The sequence below is a fragment of the Streptomyces sp. NPDC056480 genome, assembly GCF_042795405.1.
Lineage (GTDB): Bacteria > Actinomycetota > Actinomycetes > Streptomycetales > Streptomycetaceae > Streptomyces.
This window is the reverse complement of sequence record NZ_JBHTSA010000028.1, coordinates 1-19394: the sequence shown is the minus strand read 5'-3', so window position 1 is coordinate 19394 and position 19394 is coordinate 1. Positions and strand designations below refer to the sequence as shown.

The following is a 19394-nucleotide window of genomic DNA, read 5'->3' as shown; positions in this document are numbered from 1 at the left end:
ACCGGCTCCCACACCCGCACCCACCCAAGACCCCAGCCACCCGGCATCATGGAACCGTGCCCGAAGGAGACACCGTCTGGCAGACCGCCCACCGCCTCCACACCGCCCTGGCAGGCCGGTCCCTGACCCGCGCGGACCTCCGAGTCCCCCGTTTCGCCACCGCCGACCTGACCGGCCGGGCGCTGCTCGACGTCACCCCCCGCGGCAAGCACCTCCTCGCCCGCATCGAGGGCGGCCTCACCCTCCACTCCCACCTGCGGATGGACGGCGCCTGGCGCGTGTACGCCACCGGGGCCCGCCCGCACGGCGGCCCGGAGCACCAGATCCGCGCGATCCTCGGAAACGCCGAGCACACCGCGTACGGCTACCGTCTCCCGGTCCTGGAGCTGATCCGCACCGCGGACGAGGCGGACGCGGTGGGCCATCTGGGCCCGGACCTGCTGGGCCCCGACTGGGACGCCGAGGAGGCCACGCGCCGCCTCGGCGCCGATCCCGCCCGGCCGCTCGGCGAGGCCCTGCTCGACCAGCGGAACCTGGCCGGCATCGGCAACGTGTACAAGTCGGAGCTCGCCTTCCTCGCCGGAGTCACCCCCTGGCTCCCGGTCGGCGACCTCGGCGCCGATGTCCCCGCCCGTCTGGTCGCGACCGCCCATCGCCTCCTGGACGCGAACAAGGACCGCCCCGACCGCCGCACCACGACCACCCGCCGCCCCGGCACCCCGCTGCACGTCTACGGCCGCGCGGGGCGTCCCTGCCTCCGCTGCGGAGCCGTGATCCGCAAGGCGGAGCTGGGCGACCGGGTCACGTACTGGTGCCCCGGCTGCCAGCGCGGCCCCACCGACGCCTCTCCGGCACCGAATCCGTCCAGTCCTCCCGCCCCTCCTAATTGACGGTCCGTCAGATCCGGTCGTACGGTCCGAACATGACGACGACCCTCCCCGCCTACGACCTCACCCACCGCACCGCCTTCGTCACCGGCGCCGCCGGCGGCATCGGCCGCGCCACCGCCGTGCTCCTCGCCCAGGCCGGCGCCACCGTGCACTGCGCGGACCGCGACGAGCCCGGCCTCAAGGAGACGGTCGCCCTCGTCGCCCGCGAGGGCGGCACCGCGCACGCGCACCCCCTGGACGTCACGGACCGCGCCGCCCTCGCCGCCGCCGTCCGTGCGGCCGGCCCCCTCCACGTCATGGCCGCCATCGCCGGGATCATGCACACGAGCTCGGTCCTGGAGACCCGCAACGAGGACCTGGACCGCGTCCTCGCCGTCAACTTCAAGGGCGTGCTCTACGCCTGCCAGGAGGCGGCCCGCTCGATGATCGAGGCCGGCGTGCCCGGCTCGATCGTCACGATGGCCTCGGGCGCGATGGACTCCGCCAGCCCCGGCCTGCTCTGCTACAGCGTGACCAAGGCGGCTGTCGTCCAGCTGACGAAGACGCTGGCGACGGAGGCGGGCCGGCACGGCATCCGGGTGAACGCGGTCGCCCCGGGCTGGATCCGCACCCCCATGACGGACCGGCACGAGCCGGCCGCCCAGGAGCAGGCGGAGGCCGCGATGATCCGTCATTCACCGCTGGGCCGCGTCGGGGAGGCCCAGGACATCGCGCACGCCGTCCTGCACCTCGCCTCCGACGCGTCCGCGTTCACGACAGGCCAGATCCTGCGCCCCAACGGCGGCGTCGCGATGCCCTGGTGACCCGCCGGGCGAGGATCCCCGGCCGCCCCGAGGAGGCGGCCACGTGCACCGGCAGCAGACTCAGCCCCCAGCCGCCCGCCGCCACCGCGCCCTCGACCGTGCCGGCCTCCCCCGGCACCAGGAGCAGGCGCAGCACCGCCCACCACCAGAGCCCCCCGGCCACCAGCCCGATCGCGACCAGCGCGAGCGTCGCCGGCGGCATCCGTCGCCGTACCATGGCCGCCTCCTGCCGTCGACGCTAGACCGGCAGGATCACCCTGCGGGAGGGCGCACCGGAGGCAAACCCGGCGCACACGGCCCAGTCGTACGTTCCCCCCACCATGGCACGAGGCACCGGAACCCGGCATCTCAGACAAATCGCCCCCATGGCGCGGAGGCACGAGAAAAGCCCCGGCCGGCGCCCCTCAGGGGACACCAACCGGGGCTCGACCCGTATCGCTTCGTACGGCGATGACTAGGCGGCGACGACGTCCACCGCTTCCGCGGGCGCCTTGATGGTCACCCGCTCGGTGGGCACACGGCCCACCGACGTCACCGACACCGAATTGAGCATCGGGCGCACCGGCGTCGGCACCGGTTCGCTCGCCGCTGCCGACTCGGCCAGTTCGGCCAGTGACAGCTCGTCGCTCACTTCACGCATGAGCTCGGACATCCGTACGTCCAGCGCGTCGCAGATCGCGGAGAGCAGTTCGGAGGAAGCCTCCTTCTGCCCCCGCTCCACCTCGGAGAGATAGCCGAGCGAGACTCGGGCGGACGAGGAGACTTCGCGCAGAGTACGGCCTTGGCGCTGGCGCTGCCGACGCAGCACGTCACCCAACAGGCGACGGAGCAGAATCATCGGTGGCTCCCTCCTCGGACCGCGTAGCCGCATCCTTCACGCCCCACCGTACCGCCTCGCGCTGCGGCCGTGCGGGGAGCGATGTCGTGTTCACTCAGGGCTGCAAACATCAATTCCCCCCGTTGTGTTCCGTATCCTGTGCCCGCGCATTTCCCGAGAGTTCCTCATGGAGCAGTTCCAGCACGCTCCGCACACTCTCTCTACGGATGTCCGCGCGGTCGCCGTTCAATCTCAACGAGACCACTTTCCCGGCCCTTGCGCCCGTCGCGGCGGGTCCCGCGACCGCCACGTAGACCGTTCCGACCGGCTGTCCGTCCTGCGGATCGGGCCCGGCCACCCCGGTCGTCGAGATCCCCCAGTCGGCGCCGAGCCGGGCCCTTGCACCGGCCGCCATCTGCAGCGCGACCTCGGGATCCACCGCTCCGCACTCGGCGAGCAGGCCCGCGTCGACACCGAGCAGCTCCTGCTTGAGCTCCGTGGCGTAGGCCGTGACGGACCCCCGGAAGGAGACCGAGGCACCGGGCACCCCGGTGAGCTCCGCGGCCACCAGTCCGCCCGTGAGCGACTCCGCCACGGCGAGCGTGTGACCACGCTCCGCCAGCAGTGCCAGCACCCGGGCGGCCTCGGTCATCGCGTCGTCGCCTCCGACCGCGCGGCGGCCCGCTCGGCGGCGAGCCCCTTGCGGCGCAGTACGACCGCCTGGCGGACGTAGTCCAGACCGGTGACGACCGTCAGCACGACGGCCACCGCCATCACCCAGAAGCGCAGGGTGGCGAGCGGCCCGGTGAGCATCAGCACGTACATGCCGACCGCCGTGCCCTGGGCGAGCGTCTTCATCTTGCCGCCGCGGCTGGCCGGGATGACCCCGTGGCGGATCACCCAGAACCGCATCAGGGTGATCCCCAGCTCGCGGGCCAGGATGACGCCGGTGACCCACCAGGGCAGGTCCCCGAGCAAGGACAGCGAGATCAGTCCGGCCGCCATGATCGCCTTGTCGGCGATCGGGTCGGCGATCTTCCCGAAGTCCGTGACCAGGTTGTACGTACGGGCGAGGTGCCCGTCGAAGACGTCCGTGATCATGGCGACGGCGAAGGCAGCCCAGGCCCAGGCCCGCCATGCCGGGTCGTGACCGCCGTCCTGGAAGAGCAGCAGCACGAAGGCCGGCACGAGCACGAGCCGGATCATGGTCAGGATGTTGGCGATGTTCCACAGGCTGGCCTGGTTGACGGCCGCCGTGCCCAGCTTGCCGCGGGGCGCCGGCCTACCGGTCCCGCCCGTCGCGGATGCCGGGACTCCGGTCATCTGCCTGCCTCCTCGAAAAGACACTCGGCCACCAGGTCGACGCCCTCCGTGCCGACGACCTTCGCCACGACCATACGGCCCGGGGCCAGGTCGGGGCTCGTACCGCCGGCCGTGGTGAGGACCACCTGCCCGTCGGTCTCGGGCGCCTGGTGCGCGGCGCGGCCGATCACGCCGTCCTCGTCGTCCACGGACTCGACCAGTACTTCAAGGGTCTCTCCGATCCGCTCCTCCGCGCGCTGCGCGGTGAGCTCCTCGGCGAGCCGGGAGAGGTGGGCGAGGCGGGCGTCGACGACGTCCTGGTCGAGCTTGTGCTCGTACGTGGCGGCCTCGGTGCCGTCCTCGTCGGAGTAGCCGAAGACGCCGATGGCGTCGAGCCGGGCGTGGGTGACGAAGCGTTCCAGCTCGGCGAAGTCGGCCTCGGTCTCGCCGGGGAAGCCGACGATGAAGTTGGAGCGGGCACCGGCGGTCGGGGCCTTGGCCCGGATGGTCTCCAGGAGCTCCAGGAACCGGTCGGTGTCGCCGAAGCGGCGCATGGCCCGCAGCACGTCGGGGGCGCTGTGCTGGAAGGACAGGTCGAAGTACGGCACGACCTTGTCGGTCGACGTGAGGACGTCGATCAGGCCGGGGCGCATCTCGGCGGGCTGGAGGTAGCTGACACGGACGCGCTCGATGCCGTCGACCGCGGCGAGCTCGGGCAGCAGGCTCTCCAGGAGCCGGATGTCGCCGAGGTCCTTGCCGTACGAGGTGTTGTTCTCGGAGACCAGCATGACCTCCTTCACACCCTGCTCGGCGAGCCAGCGCGTCTCGTTCAGCACGTCCGAGGGCCGGCGCGAGACGAAGGAGCCGCGGAAGGAGGGGATGGCGCAGAAGGAGCAGCGCCGGTCGCAGCCGGAGGCCAGCTTCACGGAGGCGACGGGGCTGGCGTCCAGACGCCGGCGGAGCGGCGCGCGCGGCCCGGAGGCGGGCGCGACACCGTCCGGCAGGTCGCTCGGGACGTCCTCGGGGGCGGAGGCCGGGGTGGCGGCGGCAGCGGGTGCGTCCACGACGCCGTGGCCGGGGAGGGCGACCGCGGCGGCGGCCGCCTGGCGCTCCACCGGCGAGAGCGGCAGCAGCTTGCGCCGGTCACGCGGGGTGTGGGCCTCGACACTGCCCCCGCTGAGGATGGTCTGGAGGCGGTTGGAGATGTCGGAGTAGTCGTCGAAGCCCAGGACGCCGTCGGCCTCCGGGAGGGCCTCGGCGAGTTCCTTGCCGTACCGCTCGGCCATGCAGCCGACGGCGACCACGGCCTGGGTGCGGCCGTGGTCCTTCAGATCATTGGCTTCGAGGAGGGCGTCGACGGAGTCCTTCTTGGCGGCCTCGACGAATCCACAGGTGTTGACGACGGCGACATCCGCGTCCTCGGCGTTCTCGACGAGCTCCCAGCCGTCCGCTGCCAAGCGGCCTGCGAGCTCCTCCGAGTCCACCTCGTTACGGGCGCAGCCAAGAGTGACAAGGGCGACGGTACGGCGTTCGGGCATGGACTCAAGACTACTTCGTCCCGGCCGTTCCCCCGTCGCGCAGGGTTCACCTGCGCGACAGGGGCCACATCACGGGCCCGGAGGGGCGGCTCAGCCGGCCTCGGGGTCACCCTTGGTGTACGTCAGTCGCTCGACCTGGCCGGATTCGAACTTGTCGTCGATCTTCTTGCCGTTCACGTAGAGCTCGATCGCTCCGGCGTTGCCGAGGACCAGGTCGATGCGCTCGTCGTCCTGGAAGGTCTTGGACTCGCCGTCCAGGAGCAGCCCGTCGAAGAGGAGCTTGCCGTTGGCGGCCTTGGCCGAGATCCAGCTCTTGCCGTCGGTGGCGGTCATCTTCACCGTCACCTTGTCCTGCGGGACCGCGGCGATCGCGCTCTCGGTGGGCTTCGGCGGCGCGGGCTTGACCGGCTTCGGCTTGCCGGCGGACGTGGCCTTCTCCGGCGCCGGCGCGGGTCCGCCGTCCGCGGCGGTGGTGCCCTTGGGCGCCTCGTTGCCGTTGAACATCGTGAAGCCGACGAAACCGACGACGGCGACGATGGCCGCGACCATCGCGGCGGTCCAGTTGGGCCGGCGCGGTTCGGGGCGGATGCGTTCCGCCTCGAACAGCGGGGCGGCGGGAGTGGGCGCGGGACGACCGCCGTGCTCGGCGTCGTACTGCTCGATCAGCGGGGCCGGATCGAGGCCGACGGCACGCGCGAGCGTGCGGATGTGGCCGCGGGCGTAGACGTCGCCGCCGCAGCGGGAGAAGTCGTCCTCCTCGATCGCGTGCACGATCGGAATCCGGACACGGGTGGAGGCACTGACCTCTTCGACGGTGAGACCGGCGGCGATGCGGGTCTGCTGGAGAGCGCGACCGATCGAGTCCCGGTCGTCTGCCGGGAAGGTCCGGTCGTCTTCGGGGGAGTTGCCGATGGACACGAGAGCGCCTTTCGAGCGTGTAGCCACCTGCTGGACGTTCAGTCTATGGGTGGTACGAAAGGGTGGGGCAACCGGGCGGGTGCTGTTTGTACGCCATGAGGCTGGGACATCCTTCTGTCCCTCCGCTCAACTTGACGTACGGCCAGGGGAAACGGTTGCCCTCCATTCCCTTACGAGTGAGTCTCGGCCCGGTCTCGATCGCGTACCCGCTCCCCGGCCACGTACTCCGGCCGGCCCGCCGCCCTGCTCCGACCGGGTCACGCGCTCCGTGCTCCGCGCCCCGGCCCTCTCCCCCGGGACGCCGCACGCGCCGCCGCGGCCTACTCGCCCGACTGCCCCCGGATGACGTCCAGCACCGCGTCCAACTCGTCGGGCTTGACCAGCACGTCGCGCGCCTTGGAGCCCTCGCTCGGCCCGACGATGTTCCGCGACTCCATGAGGTCCATCAGCCGGCCGGCCTTCGCGAAACCGACGCGCAGCTTCCGCTGGAGCATCGACGTGGAGCCGAACTGCGTGGAGACGACCAGCTCGGCGGCCTGGCACAGCAGGTCGAGGTCGTCGCCGATGTCCTCGTCGATCTCCTTCTTCTGCCGGGTCCCGACGGTGACGTCCTCCCGGAAGACCGGGGTCATCTGGTCCTTGCAGTGCTGCACGACGGCCGCGACCTCGTGCTCGGTGACGAAGGCGCCCTGCATGCGGACGGGCTTGTTGGCACCCATCGGCAGGAACAGTCCGTCACCCTTTCCGATGAGCTTCTCGGCGCCCGGCTGGTCGAGGATGACCCGGCTGTCGGCGAGCGAGGAGGTCGCGAAGGCGAGCCGGGAGGGCACGTTGGCCTTGATGAGGCCGGTGACGACGTCGACGGACGGCCGCTGGGTGGCGAGCACGAGGTGGATGCCGGCGGCGCGCGCGAGCTGCGTGATGCGGACGATCGAGTCCTCGACGTCCCGGGGCGCCACCATCATCAGGTCGGCGAGCTCGTCGACGATGACGAGCAGGTACGGGTACGGGTTGAGTTCCCGCTCACTGCCCTCGGGCAGCTTGATCTTGCCGTCCCGGATCGCCTGGTTGAAGTCGTCGATGTGCCGGTAGCCGAAGGCCGCCAGATCGTCGTACCGGAGGTCCATCTCCTTCACCACCCACTGGAGGGCCTCGGCGGCCCGCTTGGGGTTGGTGATGATCGGGGTGATCAGGTGCGGGATGCCCTCGTACGCGGTGAGCTCGACCCGCTTGGGGTCGACGAGGACCATCCGGACGTCCTCGGGGGTCGCCCTTATCATGATCGAAGTGATCAGGCAGTTGATGCAGGAGGACTTTCCGGAGCCGGTGGCACCGGCGACCAGGACGTGCGGCATCTTCGCCAGGTTGGCCATCTCGTAGCCGCCCTCGACGTTCTTGCCGAGCGCCACGAGCATCGGGTGGTCGTCCTCGGCCGCGGCGGCGAGCCGCAGGACGTCGCCGAGGTTGACCATCTCCCGGTCGCTGTTGGGGATCTCGATGCCGACGGCGGACTTGCCGGGGATCGGCGAGATGATCCGTACGTCTGGTGAGGCCACGGCGTACGCGATGTTCTTGGTCAGCGCCGTGATCTTCTCGACCTTCACGGCGGGGCCGAGCTCGACCTCGTACCGCGTGACCGTCGGCCCGCGGGTGAAGCCGGTGACGGCGGCGTCGACCTTGAACTCGGTGAAGACGTTGGAGAGCGAGTCCACGACGGCGTCGTTGGCGGCGCTGCGCGTCTTGCCGGGCCCGCCCCGCTCCAGGAGGTCGAGCGAGGGCAGGGAGTACGTGATGTCGCCGGACAGCTGGAGCTGCTCGGCCCGGGGCGGCAGGTCGGTCGGCTCGGGCGCCGGCCTGGTCAGATCCGGTACGCCTCCGCCGGGCCGCGGGCCCCCGCCACGGGCAGGCGGCACGGGAGCGGCCGCGGCCGCCGTCTCCGCGGCCTCGGCCGCGGCCTTCGCGGCGGCGTCCACGGCGGCCTTGCGGTCGGCGGTGACGTCCCTGGTGAGGTCGGCGACGATCGGGGAGGGCGGCATGCCGTTGAGCACCGCGCCGTCGAGCGCGGCCGCCGCGGCCGCGGCTACGTCCACCGGGTCGAGGCCGTGGTCGAAGGCGGGCTCCGGGGAGGGGCGGCGGGCCGGCCGGCTGCGCCGGTCGAGCATCTCGGCCTCGGCACGCTCCACGTCGTAGGGATCCGCGGGGCCGCGGCTCCGCGCGGGCCGGGCGGTACGGGGCCGCGGCCGGGCCTCGCGCCACTCCTCGTCGTACTCGTCGTGCTCCCCCGAGGGGCTCCCGTGGCCCTCGGGGTGGTCCCGCGCGGGGTCGTAGGCGGGCTCGACGATGCCGAGCCTGGCGCCGAGGGCGCGCAGCCGCTGCGGGATCGCGTTGACCGGGGTGGCGGTGACGACGAGCAGCCCGAAGAGCGTGAGCAGCACCAGCATGGGGACGGCGAGAACCTCGCCCATCATGAAGACGAGCGGCTGGGACGCGGCCCAGCCGATGAGGCCGCCGGCGTCCTGCATGGCCTCGCTGCCGTCGCCGCGGCCGGGTGAGCCGCAGGCGATGTGGACCTGGCCGAGGATCCCGATGACGAGGGCGGAGAGCCCGATGCTGATCCGGCCGTTGGCCTCGGGCTTCTCCGGGAAGAGGATGAGGCGCACGCCGATCGCGCCGAGCAGCAGCGGCACGAGCAGGTCGAGCCGGCCGAAGGAACCGGTGACCAGCATCTCGACGAGGTCGCCGACGGGTCCGCGGAGGTTGGACCAGGTGCCCGCGGCGACGATCAGCGCGAGGCCGAGGAGCAGCAGTGCGAGCCCGTCCTTGCGGTGGGCCGGGTCGAGGCCCTTGGCGCCGCGCCCTATCCCCCGGAACATCGCCCCCACGGCGTGCGCGAGGCCGAGCCAGGCGCCGCGCGCGAGCCGGTAGACGCCCCCGGTGGGGGACGGTGCGGGCCGGGGAGCGGGCTTCTTCGCCGCGGTCTTCCGCGCGGGCGCGCGCTTGGCGGGCGCGGCCTTCTTGGCCGCCGCCTTCTTGGCGGGCGGCTTGGCGGGGGACTTCGCGGGTGCCGCTTTCTTCGCGGCGCCCGTCGTACGGCCGGCGCGCGGCTTTGCGGTGCCCGCCGTGCCCTGGGAGCCCTTGCCGGACGTACGTGAAGCCATGATGCCGAGGTTACCGGTGTGAAGACCTGCTGTCCGCCTCACCCGTTCGTGTCGCTCCTGCGGTGGCCCGAAGCTGACGCCGCATCACGCGGGACGTCGGGCACCCGACACGTCGGTGACGGTGTGTCAGCTCTGGGCGGGCAGCGTCGGCGCCGCGCCGGTGCCCGGCTCCAGCGCGTCCAGCGCCCGGCGCAACCCGGTGAGCTTGCGCTCCAGGTGCGCGGCGGTGGCGACGGCGGCCGCGTCGGCGGAGTCGTCGTCGAGCTGCTTGGACAGCGCCTCCGCCTGCTCCTCGACGGCCGCGAGACGGGCCGACAGCTCGGCGAGCAGACCGGCGGCCTCCTTGCCCTGACCGCCCTCGCCACCGCCCTCCAACTGGAGTCGCAGCAGCGCGGCCTGCTCACGCAGCTTGCAGTTCTTCATGTACAGCTCGACGAAGACCGAGACCTTGGCGCGCAGCACCCACGGGTCGAACGGCTTCGAGATGTAGTCGACCGCCCCGGCCGCGTACCCACGGAACGTGTGGTGGGGGCCGTGGTTGATGGCGGTGAGGAAGATGATCGGAATGTCCCGGGTCCGCTCCCGCCGCTTGATGTGCGCGGCGGTCTCGAAGCCGTCCATACCCGGCATCTGGACGTCGAGCAGGATGACCGCGAAGTCGTCCGTCAACAGCGCCTTGAGCGCTTCCTCCCCGGACGATGCCCGCACCAGCGTCTGATCGAGCGCGGAGAGAATGGCCTCCAGCGCCAGCAGATTCTCCGGCCGGTCATCGACCAGGAGGATCTTGGCCTTCTGCACCATGCCCCGTCCTCCTCGCCCCGGCAACGTCTCTCCCCGGCTCCCCGAACCGGGGGAAGCACCGGGCGCCGCCCCAGAAGACGACTCCCTAACGCCGTCCGTCCTTGTGCCGGTCATCGTAGCCGCACCCCGCCCGTCGCCACACCCTGTCACCGCGATGTCACTGTGCACGTACCTGAAACGCGGTGGGAGACCAGAAGGTTCCCCGTATCCCGGGCTCTCACACCCCCGTGGCGACAGCCCGCCGCAGAAGGCCGGAAGCCGGGCGGCGGCCGACGCCGGACCCGCGGCACGGAGGCGTTCCCCCCGCACCACGGGCCCCGCACGGACTCACTCCCCCCGCATCCACTGCTCCATCACGGACAGCAGATGATCGGGGTCGACCGGCTTGGTCACATAGTCCGAGGCGCCCGACTCGATCGCCTTCTCCCGGTCGCCCTTCATCGCCTTCGCCGTCAGCGCGATGATCGGCAGCCCCGCGAACTGCGGCATGCGCCGGATCGCGGTCGTCGTCGCGTATCCGTCCATCTCCGGCATCATGATGTCCATCAGGACGATCGTCACATCGTCGTGCTGCTCCAGGACTTCGATGCCCTCCCGCCCGTTCTCCGCGTACAGGACCGAGAGTCCGTGCTGCTCGAGGACGCTGGTGAGCGCGAAGACGTTGCGGATGTCGTCGTCGACGATGAGCACCTTCTCGCCGGAGAAGCCGAAGGTACGGCGAGGCTCGGCCTCCACCTCGGCCTCCTGCTCCGCCCGGCCGGCGGCGACCTGCTGCCCGGACTGCCCCGGCACCGCCGTCCGCGCACCGGTCGCCTCCGCGGCCGCCTTCCGCCGGTGCCGGAAGAGCGCACCCGCCCCGGACCGCGCCTCCGTCCGCACGGGCGGCGGCGGGAAGTGCGGGAACGGGTGCACGGCCCCGGCAGCGCCCTCCTCGGCGCCCTGCTGCGGATCGTCGGCCGCCCCCTGCCCGTAGCCGGCCGGCAGCTCCGTCGGGCTCAGCGGCAGATAGAGCGTGAACGTCGAACCGCGGCCCGGCTCGCTCGCCGCGAAGATCTCGCCGCCGAGCAGCCGCGCGATCTCCCGGCTGATCGAGAGCCCCAGACCCGTACCGCCGTACTTCCGGCTGGTCGTGCCGTCGGCCTGCTTGAACGCCTCGAAGATGACCCGCATCTTGCTCGCGGCGATCCCGATCCCGGTGTCCGTGACGGAGAAGGCGATCAGATCGGCCTCCGGATCGCGCAGCGAGCCGGCCTCCAGGAGCTGCTCGCGGATCGACTGCGGCACATCGATCCCGGCGGGCCGGATCACCAGCTCCACCGCCCCCGTGTCGGTGAACTTCACCGCGTTGGAGAGGAGGTTGCGCAGCACCTGGAGCAGCCGCTGCTCGTCGGTGTGGAGGGTGGCCGGCAGCTCGGGCGAGACCCGCACCGAGAAGTCCAGCCCCTTCTCCGCCGTGAGCGGCCGGAAGGTCGCCTCCACGTAGTCGACGAGCTGGACGAGCGCGATCCTGGTCGGCGAGACGTCCATCTTGCCCGCCTCGACCTTCGACAGGTCGAGGATGTCGTTGATCAGCTGGAGCAGATCGGAACCGGCGCCGTGGATGGTCTCCGCGAACTCGACCTGCTTCGGCGTCAGATTGGTCTCGGCGTTGTCCGCGAGCAACTTGGCGAGGATCAGCAGCGAGTTGAGCGGGGTGCGCAGCTCGTGCGACATGTTCGCCAGGAACTCGGACTTGTAGCGCATGGAGACGGCGAGCTGCTCGGCCCGCTCCTCCAGGACCTGCCGGGCCTCCTCGATCTCGGTGTTCTTCACCTCGATGTCGCGGTTCTGCCGGGCCAGCAGCTCGGCCTTCTCCTCCAGCTCCAGGTTGGAGCCCTGGAGCTCCTTCTGCCGGTGCTCCAGCTCCGCCGAGCGCTCCTTGAGCTGCTCGGTGAGCTCCTGCGACTGCTGGAGCAGCACCTCGGTCTTGGTGTTGACGCTGATCGTGTTCACCGTGGTCGCGATCAGCTCGGCGAGCTGGTTGAGGAAGTCCCGCTGGATCTGCGTGAACGGCTGGAAGGAGGCCAGCTCGATCACACCGAGGACCTTGCCCTCGAAGAGCACCGGAAGCACGATCACATGCGCCGGCGCGGCCTCCCCGAGCCCGGAGGAGATCTTCAGATAGCCGGGCGGGACGTTGACCTGGATGGTCCGCTTCTCCTCGGCCGCCGTCCCGATGAGCGTCTCCCCGGGGCGGAAGGAGGTCGGCATGGACCCGGCGGAGTAGCCGTAACTCCCGCGCATCCGCAGCTCGTACGAGCCCTCTCCCTCACCGACGAGTTCGGCGTCGCTGTGGGCGGAGCCGGTCGGCATCGCCACGAAGAAGGCACCGTGCTGGGCCGATACCACGGGCGTCAGCTCGCTCATGATGAGCGAGGCGACGTCGTCCAGGTCCCGCCGGCCCTGCATGAGGCCGGAGATGCGGGCCAGGTTGCCCTTCAGCCAGTCCTGCTCCTCGTTGGCGAGGGTGGTGTCGCGCAGGTTGGCGATCATGGTGTTGATGTTCTCCTGGAGGGCCTGGATCTCGCCCGCCGCGTCGACACCGTCGATCTTGAGGTTCAGATCGCCCCGCGTCACCGCCGTGGCGACCGCGGCGATCGCCCGCACCTGCCGGGTCAGGTTCCCGGCCATCTCGTTCACGGACTCCGTGAGGTCCCGCCAGGTGCCGTCCACGTCGCGCACCCGGGCCTGACCGCCCAGCTGGCCGTCCGTACCCACCTCGCGGGCCACACGCGTGACCTCCTCGGCGAAGTTCGACAGCTGGTCGACCATCGTGTTGATGGTGCTCTTCAGCTCCTGGATCTCACCGCGCGCGTCGATGTCGATCTTCTTCGTGAGATCGCCCTTGGCGATGGCCGTGGTGACGGCCGCGATCTGACGCACCTGACCGGTGAGGTTGGAGGCCATCGAGTTCACCGACTCGGTCAGGTCCTTCCAGGTGCCCGAGACACCCGGCACCCGTGCCTGGCCGCCCAGCTCGCCCTCCGTGCCCACCTCACGGGCCACACGCGTGACCTCGTCGGCGAACGACGACAGCGTCGTCACCATGGTGTTGACGGTGTCGGCGAGTTCGGCGACCTCGCCGCGCGCCTCGACCGTCACCTTCTTCGTCAGATCGCCGTTGGCGACGGCCGCCGAGACCCGGGAGATGTTCCGCACCTGACTCGTCAGGTTGTTGGCCATCAGGTTGACGTTGTCGCTCAGGTCCTTCCAGGTGCCGGTGACGCCCCGGACCCGCGCCTGACCGCCGAGGATGCCCTCCGTACCCACCTCGCGGGCCACCCGCGTGACCTCGTCCGCGAAGTTCGACAGCTGGTCGACCATCGTGTTGACGGTCGTCACCAGCTCCAGGATCTCGCCCCGGGCGTCGACGGTGATCTTCTTCGACAGGTCGCCCTTGGCGACCGCCGTCGTGACCTCGGCGATGTTCCGCACCTGGATGGTGAGGTTGTTCGCCATGAAGTTCACGGACTGGGTGAGGTCCTTCCAGGTGCCGGAGACCCCCTGCACCTCGGCCTGACCGCCCAGGATGCCCTCGGTGCCCACCTCGCGGGCCACCCGGGTCACCTGCTCGGCGAAGTTCGAGAGCTGGTCCACCATCGTGTTGAGGGTGTTCTTCAGCTCCAGGATCTCGCCGCGCGCGTCCACGTCGATCTTCTGCGACAGGTCACCGCGCGCCACCGCCGTGGCGACCTGCGCGATGTTGCGGACCTGGGTGGTCAGGTTCCCGGCCATGCCGTTCACCGAGTCCGTCAGGTCGCGCCACACACCTGCCACACCCGGCACCTGCGCCTGCCCGCCGAGGCGCCCGTCGGTGCCCACCTCACGGGCCACCCGGGTCACCTGGTCGGCGAACGCCGAGAGCTGGTCGACCATCGTGTTGATGGTGTTCTTCAGCTCCAGGATCTCGCCGCGCGCGTCCACGTCGATCTTCTGCGACAGATCGCCGCGGGCCACCGCCGTCGTCACCTGCGCGATCTGCCGCACCTGCGACGTCAGGTTGCCGGCCATGAAGTTCACCGAGTCGGTGAGCTCCCGCCAGCGCCCCGAGACGCCGTCCACCCGCGCCTGACCACCCAGCCGGCCCTCGGTGCCCACGTCCCGCGCCATCCGGGTCACCTGGTCCGCGAACGACGACAGCTGCGACACCATCGTGTTGACGGTGTTCTTCAGCTCCAGCATCTCGCCGGCCACGTCCACGGTGACCTTCTGCGACAGGTCACCGTTGGCGACCGCCGTCGTCACCTGCGCGATGTCACGCACCTGACCGGTCAGGTTCCGGAAGGCCGTGTTCACCGAGTCGGTGAGGTCCTTCCACGTGCCCGCCGCGCCCTTCACCTCGGCCTGGCCGCCGAGCAGACCCTCGACACCGACCTCCCGGGCCACCCGGGTCACCTCGGAACCGAAGGCCGACAGCTGGTCCACCATCGTGTTGACGGTGTTCTTCAGCTCCAGCATCTCGCCGGCCACGTCGACCGTGACCTTCTGCGACAGGTCACCGTTGGCGACCGCCGTCGTCACCTGCGCGATGTCCCGCACCTGCGTGGTGATGTTCCGGAAGACGGTGTTGACCGAGTCGGTGAGGTCCTTCCACGTCCCCGCCGCCCCCGGCACCTGCGCCTGACCACCGAGCAGACCCTCGGCACCGACCTCGCCCGACACCCGGGTCACCTCGTCGGCGAAGATCCGCAGCGTCTTCGTCATCTGGTTGATGGTGTCCGCCAGCTGCGCGATCTCACCGCGCGCCGACACCCGCACCTTCTGCGACAGATCACCGTTGGCGACCGCCGTCGTGACCTCGGCGATGCCCCGCACCTGGTTGGTCAGGTTGCCCGCCATCGTGTTGACGGAGTCCGTGAGGTCCTTCCACACACCGGCGACCCCGGCCACCTCGGCCTGACCGCCGAGCTCGCCCTCCGTACCCACCTCACGGGCGACCCGGGTCACCTCGGAGGAGAACGACGACAGCTGGTCCACCATCCGGTTGACCGTGTTCTTCAGCTCCAGCATCTCGCCGGCCACGTTCGCCGTGACCTTCTGCGACAGATCACCGTCCGCGACCGCCGTCGTCACCAGCGCGATGTCCCGCACCTGGGCCGTCAGCCGGTTCGCCATCGTGTTGACCGAGTCCGTGAGGTCCTTCCACGAACCGGACACCCCACGCACCTGCGCCTGACCGCCCAGCTTGCCGTCCGTGCCCACCTCGACGGCGACCCTGGTCACCTCGGAGGCGAACACCGACAGCTGGTCGACGAGGTTGTTCGCGGTACGGGCGACCTTCAGGAACTCCCCGCGCAGCGGCCGGACCGCCCCGTCGGCACCCTCCGAACGCAGGTCCATCCGCTGGTCCAGATCACCCTCGGCCACCGCCGAGAGCACCCGCCCCACCTCGGACACCGGCCGGGCCAGATCGTCGACGAGCGCGTTCGCGGCCTCGATCGCCGCCGCCCACGCCCCCTCACCGGCCCCCGCCTCGAGCCGCTCGGACAGCTTGCCCTCGCGTCCCACCACCCGGCGGACCCTCGACAGCTCCCCCGTCACATGCATCTGCCGGTCCGCGACCTCGTTGAACACGGCGGAGATCTCCGCCATGACCCCGTCGCCGGACACCGTCAGCCGCCTGCGGAGGTTTCCGTCCCGCATGGACACCAGTGCGGCCAGCAGCCGCTCCAGCGCCGCCGCGTCCACCTGTACCGTCCCCCCACGGGAACGCCCGCCCCTCGCGCGCGTACCGCTGCCTCCGCCGCGCCGCGCCGCCGTGCCAGGTTCCACCGTGTCCCTCCCGAAAGGGGTCGACCGTACCGCTCCGGCTTCCGCCGGTAGCCTGCCCAGTGTTTCACCGCCACCGAACCAGGCGATAACAGTTCGGCAGCTTCGCACATCCGTCCCTACCCCCTGGGGACGGATTCAGCGATGACCGGCATCCGCTCGGACAGTGAAGGTAAGTAACCTGGCTTCCGACTGTCCAACCGCCCCGGTCCGCCCGGCAGGGGCGGTGTGGTGCGCGTACGACCACCGGGCAGCGGGAGGGACAGACCGAGCATGGCAGAGCCGGGCGTCGAGACGCGTACGAGGAGTGCTGTGATCACCGCGCGGGCGACTGCCAGCTTCGAGCCCGTCGGGCGGTCCGTCGCGGCCGCCCGCGCGTTCGTCCGGGACACCCTCCAGGGCTGGGGGCACCCGGAACTCGTCGACGACGCGGTCGTCCTCACCAGCGAGCTGGTCACCAACGCCGTCATCCACGCCGGCACCTCCGCGGAGGTCCTCTGCCTCCGCTCGGAGGACAGCATCCGCGTCGAGGTCGCCGACCGCTACCCCGAGCGCGAGATCCCCGTCCAGAGCGGCCGCACCCTCGGCAGCCCCGACCGCGAGAACGGCCGCGGCCTGCTGCTCTGCGCCGCCCTCGCCCACCGCTGGGGCGTCGACTACACCCCCACCCGCAAGCACGTCTGGTTCCACCTCGACCTCGCCCAGCGCCCGGTCGGCACCCGCTCCGCCGGCCCCGTCCTGCCGGACGCGCTCCTCCCGGTCACCGACAGCCGCGTCCGCGTCGCCGTCGTCCAGATCGACCGCGGCGGAGCCATCTCCGCATGGAACGAGGACGCCGAGGAACTCTTCGGTTACGCCTCCGAACAGGTCACCGGCAAACCCCTGGGCGACCTCGCGGCCTGGCCCCACACCCCCGGCATCGGCACCGGCCTCGCCGAGGCGCTCCGCCTCTCCCGCTGGGAGGGCAGTTACGGCATCCGCTGCGCCGACGGCCGCGTCATCCCCGTCTACGCCGCCCACCTCCGCGTCCGCGACTCCCAGGGCGAGCCCTCCACCGTCTGCCTCCTGGTGCGCGAGCACGAACGGGCCGTCCTCCAGACCCCGCAGCGCCCCGCCTCCGAGCCGGGCTCCGAGAACCGCGCCACGGACCCCTTCGAGGTCTTCATCGGCTCCCCCGCCCCCGACGACCTCGACGGCCTGCTCCAGCGCACGGTCGAACGCGCCCGCGACATGCTCGACGGCGACGCCGCCTTCCTCCTCCTCGCCACCGACGACGAGACGGAACTCGAGGTACGGGCGACCACCGGCCTCCCGGCCGCCCGCCAGCGCTTCGCCCGCGTCCCCGTGGAGACCGGCGCCAGCCGCTACGGCTCCGCACGCATGCCCGCCGTGCACGAGGACCTGGCCGCCGTCCCCGGCGCCGTCCCCCTCCTCGAAGGCACCGGCATGCGCTCGGTCGTCACCGTGCCCCTCAAGGTCGAGGGCCGGCTCACCGGCTCCCTCGGCGTCGCCGCCGAGACCGCGAACCGCTACTCCAACGAAGAGGCCCTCCGCCTCCAGTTCGCCGCCGACCGCATCGCCCTGGCCGTCGAGTCCGCCCGCCTCGGCGAGCTGGAACGCCTCCGCCGCGGCTCCCTCAGCTTCCTCGTCGAGGCCTCCGACCTGCTCGCGGGCACGCTCGACCGGGACCAGACCCTGGCCCTGATGGCCCAGATGACGGTCCCGACCCTCGCCACCTGGTGCGCGGTCTACACGATCGCCGACCAGTCCTCCGACCCGTACCTCTCGTACGTGCTCCACGAGGACGAGGACCGCATCGACGGCCTCAAGGACCTGCTCTCCTCCATCTCGCCTCCCGACCCGGTACCGACCCCCGGCGCCCGCGTATGGACCGCACCGGGCGACGCCGCCCACCGCGCGGCCCTGAGCGCCTCGGTCCGCGCCCTCGACCACCCGACGAGCCCGCTCTCCTCCGGCATCGACACCACCCTGGCCACCGCGAGCGCGGTCGCCGGCGAGACAGTCGTCCTGCCGCTGGTCGCCCGCAACCGGGTCATCGGCATGCTGACCCTGGGCCGTCCCTCGGAGGACCACTTCCGCCAGGAGATCCTGGAGCTCGCCGAGGACCTCTCGCGCCGGGCCGCCCTGGCCCTGGACAACGCCCGGCTGTACTCGGAGCGCGTGGCGATCAGCCAGTCCCTCCAGCGCAGCCTCCTCCCGCCCGGCCTCCCCCACATCCCGGGTGTCGAGGTCGACGTCATCTACCGCGCGGCCGGCGAGGGCAACGAGGTCGGAGGCGACTTCTACGACCTCTTCCCGATCCGCGACGGCGCCTACGGCTTCGCCATCGGAGACGTCTGCGGTACGGGACCCGAGGCGGCCGCCGTCACCGGCCTGGCCCGCCACGCCCTCCGTCTGCTGGCCCGCGAGGGCTTCGGCGGCCCGGCCGTCCTGGAACGCCTGAACGCGGCGATCCTCGACGAGGGCGCCCGCAGCCGTTTCCTCACCCTCCTGTACGGCGAGATGCGCCCCCAGGAGGACGGCTCCGCGATCCTCAAGGTCGTCTGCGCCGGCCATCCGCTTCCCCTGCGGCTCCGCCCGGACGGCACGGTGACCTCCGCGGCCGAGCCCCAGCCCCTCCTCGGCGTGATGGAGGACCTCGAACTGTACGAGGAGACCATCACGCTCGACCCGGGCGACGTCCTGCTCTGTGTCACGGACGGCGTGACGGAACGCCGTGAGGGCACCCGCATGCTGGGCGACGACGGCCTCGCCGAGGTCCTCAAGACCTGTACGGGCCTGACAGCCGGTGCGGTCGCCTCCCGGGTGCTCCGCGCGGTGGAACGCTTCGCGCAGGCCCCGGCCTCCGACGACATGGCCATCCTGGCCATGCGCCTCCGCGAACCGGACGACCGCTGACGATGCCGGCGATCCCCCCAGGGGGATCGCCGCCCGTCCGTCCATCCGTCGTCCCTCCCCCTCGGGAACGCAAAAAGGCCCCCGCCATAGGCGGGGGCCTTCTTACTTGGAGCCCTTTAACGGAATCGAACCGTTGACCTTCTCCTTACCATGGAGACGCTCTACCGACTGAGCTAAAAGGGCGGGTGTTCGGCGGCGTCCTACTCTCCCACAGGGTCCCCCCTGCAGTACCATCGGCGCTGAAAGGCTTAGCTTCCGGGTTCGGAATGTAACCGGGCGTTTCCCTAACGCTATGACCACCGAAACTCTATGAAGTTAACCAACCGGATGACAACACGGTCGTTACTTCAGAACTAACACAGTGGACGCGAGCAACTGAGGACAAGCCCTCGGCCTATTAGTACCGGTCAGCTCCACCCATTACTGGGCTTCCACATCCG

Annotated in this window: 12 protein-coding genes, 1 tRNA gene and 1 rRNA gene; 3 read left to right on the top strand and 11 right to left on the bottom strand. The window is 71.1% G+C overall.

The genetic code is table 11. The features are described 5' to 3' along the window. The first annotated feature begins 56 nt into the window (after positions 1-56). Both ACFQ79_RS15235 and ACFQ79_RS15230 read left to right on the top strand, forming a co-directional pair. A complete protein-coding gene (locus ACFQ79_RS15235) occupies positions 57-890 on the top strand; it encodes a DNA-formamidopyrimidine glycosylase family protein (RefSeq protein ID WP_383583201.1) in 834 nt (277 codons plus the stop codon). 32 nt (positions 891-922) lie between these two features. Next, a complete protein-coding gene (locus ACFQ79_RS15230; protein ID WP_383583199.1) occupies positions 923-1693 on the top strand; it encodes an SDR family NAD(P)-dependent oxidoreductase in 771 nt (256 codons plus the stop codon). Here the strand turns inward: ACFQ79_RS15230 and ACFQ79_RS15225 are convergent. The 9 genes from ACFQ79_RS15225 to ACFQ79_RS15185 all read right to left on the bottom strand — a co-directional run bounded on the left by ACFQ79_RS15225 (position 1641) and on the right by ACFQ79_RS15185 (position 16038). After that, positions 1641-1910 carry a hypothetical protein gene (locus ACFQ79_RS15225; protein WP_383583197.1) on the bottom strand — a complete coding sequence of 90 codons (270 nt, stop codon included), beginning with the start codon at positions 1908-1910 and terminating at the stop codon, positions 1641-1643. The genes ACFQ79_RS15230 and ACFQ79_RS15225 overlap by 53 nt on opposite strands. Before the next feature lie 237 nt (positions 1911-2147). Then, positions 2148-2531: a helix-turn-helix domain-containing protein gene (locus tag ACFQ79_RS15220; protein ID WP_030326330.1), complete on the bottom strand. Its 384-nt coding sequence runs from the start codon at positions 2529-2531 to the stop codon at positions 2148-2150. Positions 2532-2640: 109 nt separating this feature from the next. Then, entirely contained in the window at positions 2641-3162 is a 522-nt protein-coding gene (locus ACFQ79_RS15215; RefSeq protein WP_383583195.1) for a CinA family protein, read from the bottom strand. Beyond that, the gene (gene pgsA / locus ACFQ79_RS15210; RefSeq protein WP_383583193.1) at positions 3159-3833 is read right to left on the bottom strand and encodes a CDP-diacylglycerol--glycerol-3-phosphate 3-phosphatidyltransferase; all 675 of its coding nucleotides are present in this window, start codon (positions 3831-3833) and stop codon (positions 3159-3161) included. The genes ACFQ79_RS15215 and pgsA overlap by 4 nt, the downstream gene beginning before the upstream one ends. After that, on the bottom strand, positions 3830-5350 hold the full coding sequence (rimO, locus tag ACFQ79_RS15205; protein ID WP_383583189.1) for a 30S ribosomal protein S12 methylthiotransferase RimO: 1521 nt from the start codon (positions 5348-5350) through the stop codon (positions 3830-3832). Before rimO ends, pgsA begins: the two co-directional genes overlap by 4 nt. 90 nt (positions 5351-5440) lie before the next feature. Next, positions 5441-6268, bottom strand: coding sequence for a helix-turn-helix domain-containing protein (locus tag ACFQ79_RS15200; protein WP_383583187.1), 828 nt, complete (start codon positions 6266-6268; stop codon positions 5441-5443). Between the two features lie 320 nt (positions 6269-6588). Next, positions 6589-9426: a DNA translocase FtsK gene (locus tag ACFQ79_RS15195; protein WP_383583185.1), complete on the bottom strand. Its 2838-nt coding sequence runs from the start codon at positions 9424-9426 to the stop codon at positions 6589-6591. A 126-nt stretch (positions 9427-9552) separates the two neighbouring features. Then, positions 9553-10227, bottom strand: coding sequence for a two-component system response regulator (locus tag ACFQ79_RS15190; protein WP_017237733.1), 675 nt, complete (start codon positions 10225-10227; stop codon positions 9553-9555). 327 nt (positions 10228-10554) lie between these two features. Further along, entirely contained in the window at positions 10555-16038 is a 5484-nt protein-coding gene (locus ACFQ79_RS15185) for a HAMP domain-containing protein (protein WP_383583183.1), read from the bottom strand. A gap of 270 nt (positions 16039-16308) precedes the next feature. On the opposite strand from ACFQ79_RS15185, the gene ACFQ79_RS15180 reads away from it, so the two are divergent. Beyond that, complete coding sequence (locus tag ACFQ79_RS15180; RefSeq protein ID WP_383583180.1) at positions 16309-18954, top strand: SpoIIE family protein phosphatase; 2646 nt, start codon at positions 16309-16311, stop codon at positions 18952-18954. A 107-nt stretch (positions 18955-19061) separates the two neighbouring features. On the opposite strand, the gene ACFQ79_RS15175 is transcribed toward ACFQ79_RS15180, so the two are convergent. Both ACFQ79_RS15175 and rrf read right to left on the bottom strand, forming a co-directional pair. After that, a tRNA-Thr gene (locus ACFQ79_RS15175) sits at positions 19062-19137 on the bottom strand. 4 nt (positions 19138-19141) lie between these two features. After that, positions 19142-19258: ribosomal RNA gene (gene rrf, locus ACFQ79_RS15170) — 5S ribosomal RNA — on the bottom strand. Between the last annotated feature and the right edge of the window lie 136 nt (positions 19259-19394).

Excerpts from the sequence above, each read along its gene's own strand:
- ACFQ79_RS15220 (WP_030326330.1), bottom strand. The coding sequence starts at position 2,531 with ATGATTCTGCTCCGTCGCCTGTTGGGTGACGTGCTGCGTCGGCAGCGC.
- ACFQ79_RS15180 (WP_383583180.1), top strand. The coding sequence starts at position 16,309 with ATGGCAGAGCCGGGCGTCGAGACGCGTACGAGGAGTGCTGTGATCACC.
- ACFQ79_RS15195 (WP_383583185.1), bottom strand. The coding sequence starts at position 9,426 with ATGGCTTCACGTACGTCCGGCAAGGGCTCCCAGGGCACGGCGGGCACC.
- rimO (WP_383583189.1), bottom strand. The coding sequence starts at position 5,350 with ATGCCCGAACGCCGTACCGTCGCCCTTGTCACTCTTGGCTGCGCCCGT.
- ACFQ79_RS15190 (WP_017237733.1), bottom strand. The coding sequence starts at position 10,227 with ATGGTGCAGAAGGCCAAGATCCTCCTGGTCGATGACCGGCCGGAGAAT.
- ACFQ79_RS15215 (WP_383583195.1), bottom strand. The coding sequence starts at position 3,162 with ATGACCGAGGCCGCCCGGGTGCTGGCACTGCTGGCGGAGCGTGGTCAC.
- pgsA (WP_383583193.1), bottom strand. The coding sequence starts at position 3,833 with ATGACCGGAGTCCCGGCATCCGCGACGGGCGGGACCGGTAGGCCGGCG.
- ACFQ79_RS15230 (WP_383583199.1), top strand. The coding sequence starts at position 923 with ATGACGACGACCCTCCCCGCCTACGACCTCACCCACCGCACCGCCTTC.
- ACFQ79_RS15225 (WP_383583197.1), bottom strand. The coding sequence starts at position 1,910 with ATGGTACGGCGACGGATGCCGCCGGCGACGCTCGCGCTGGTCGCGATC.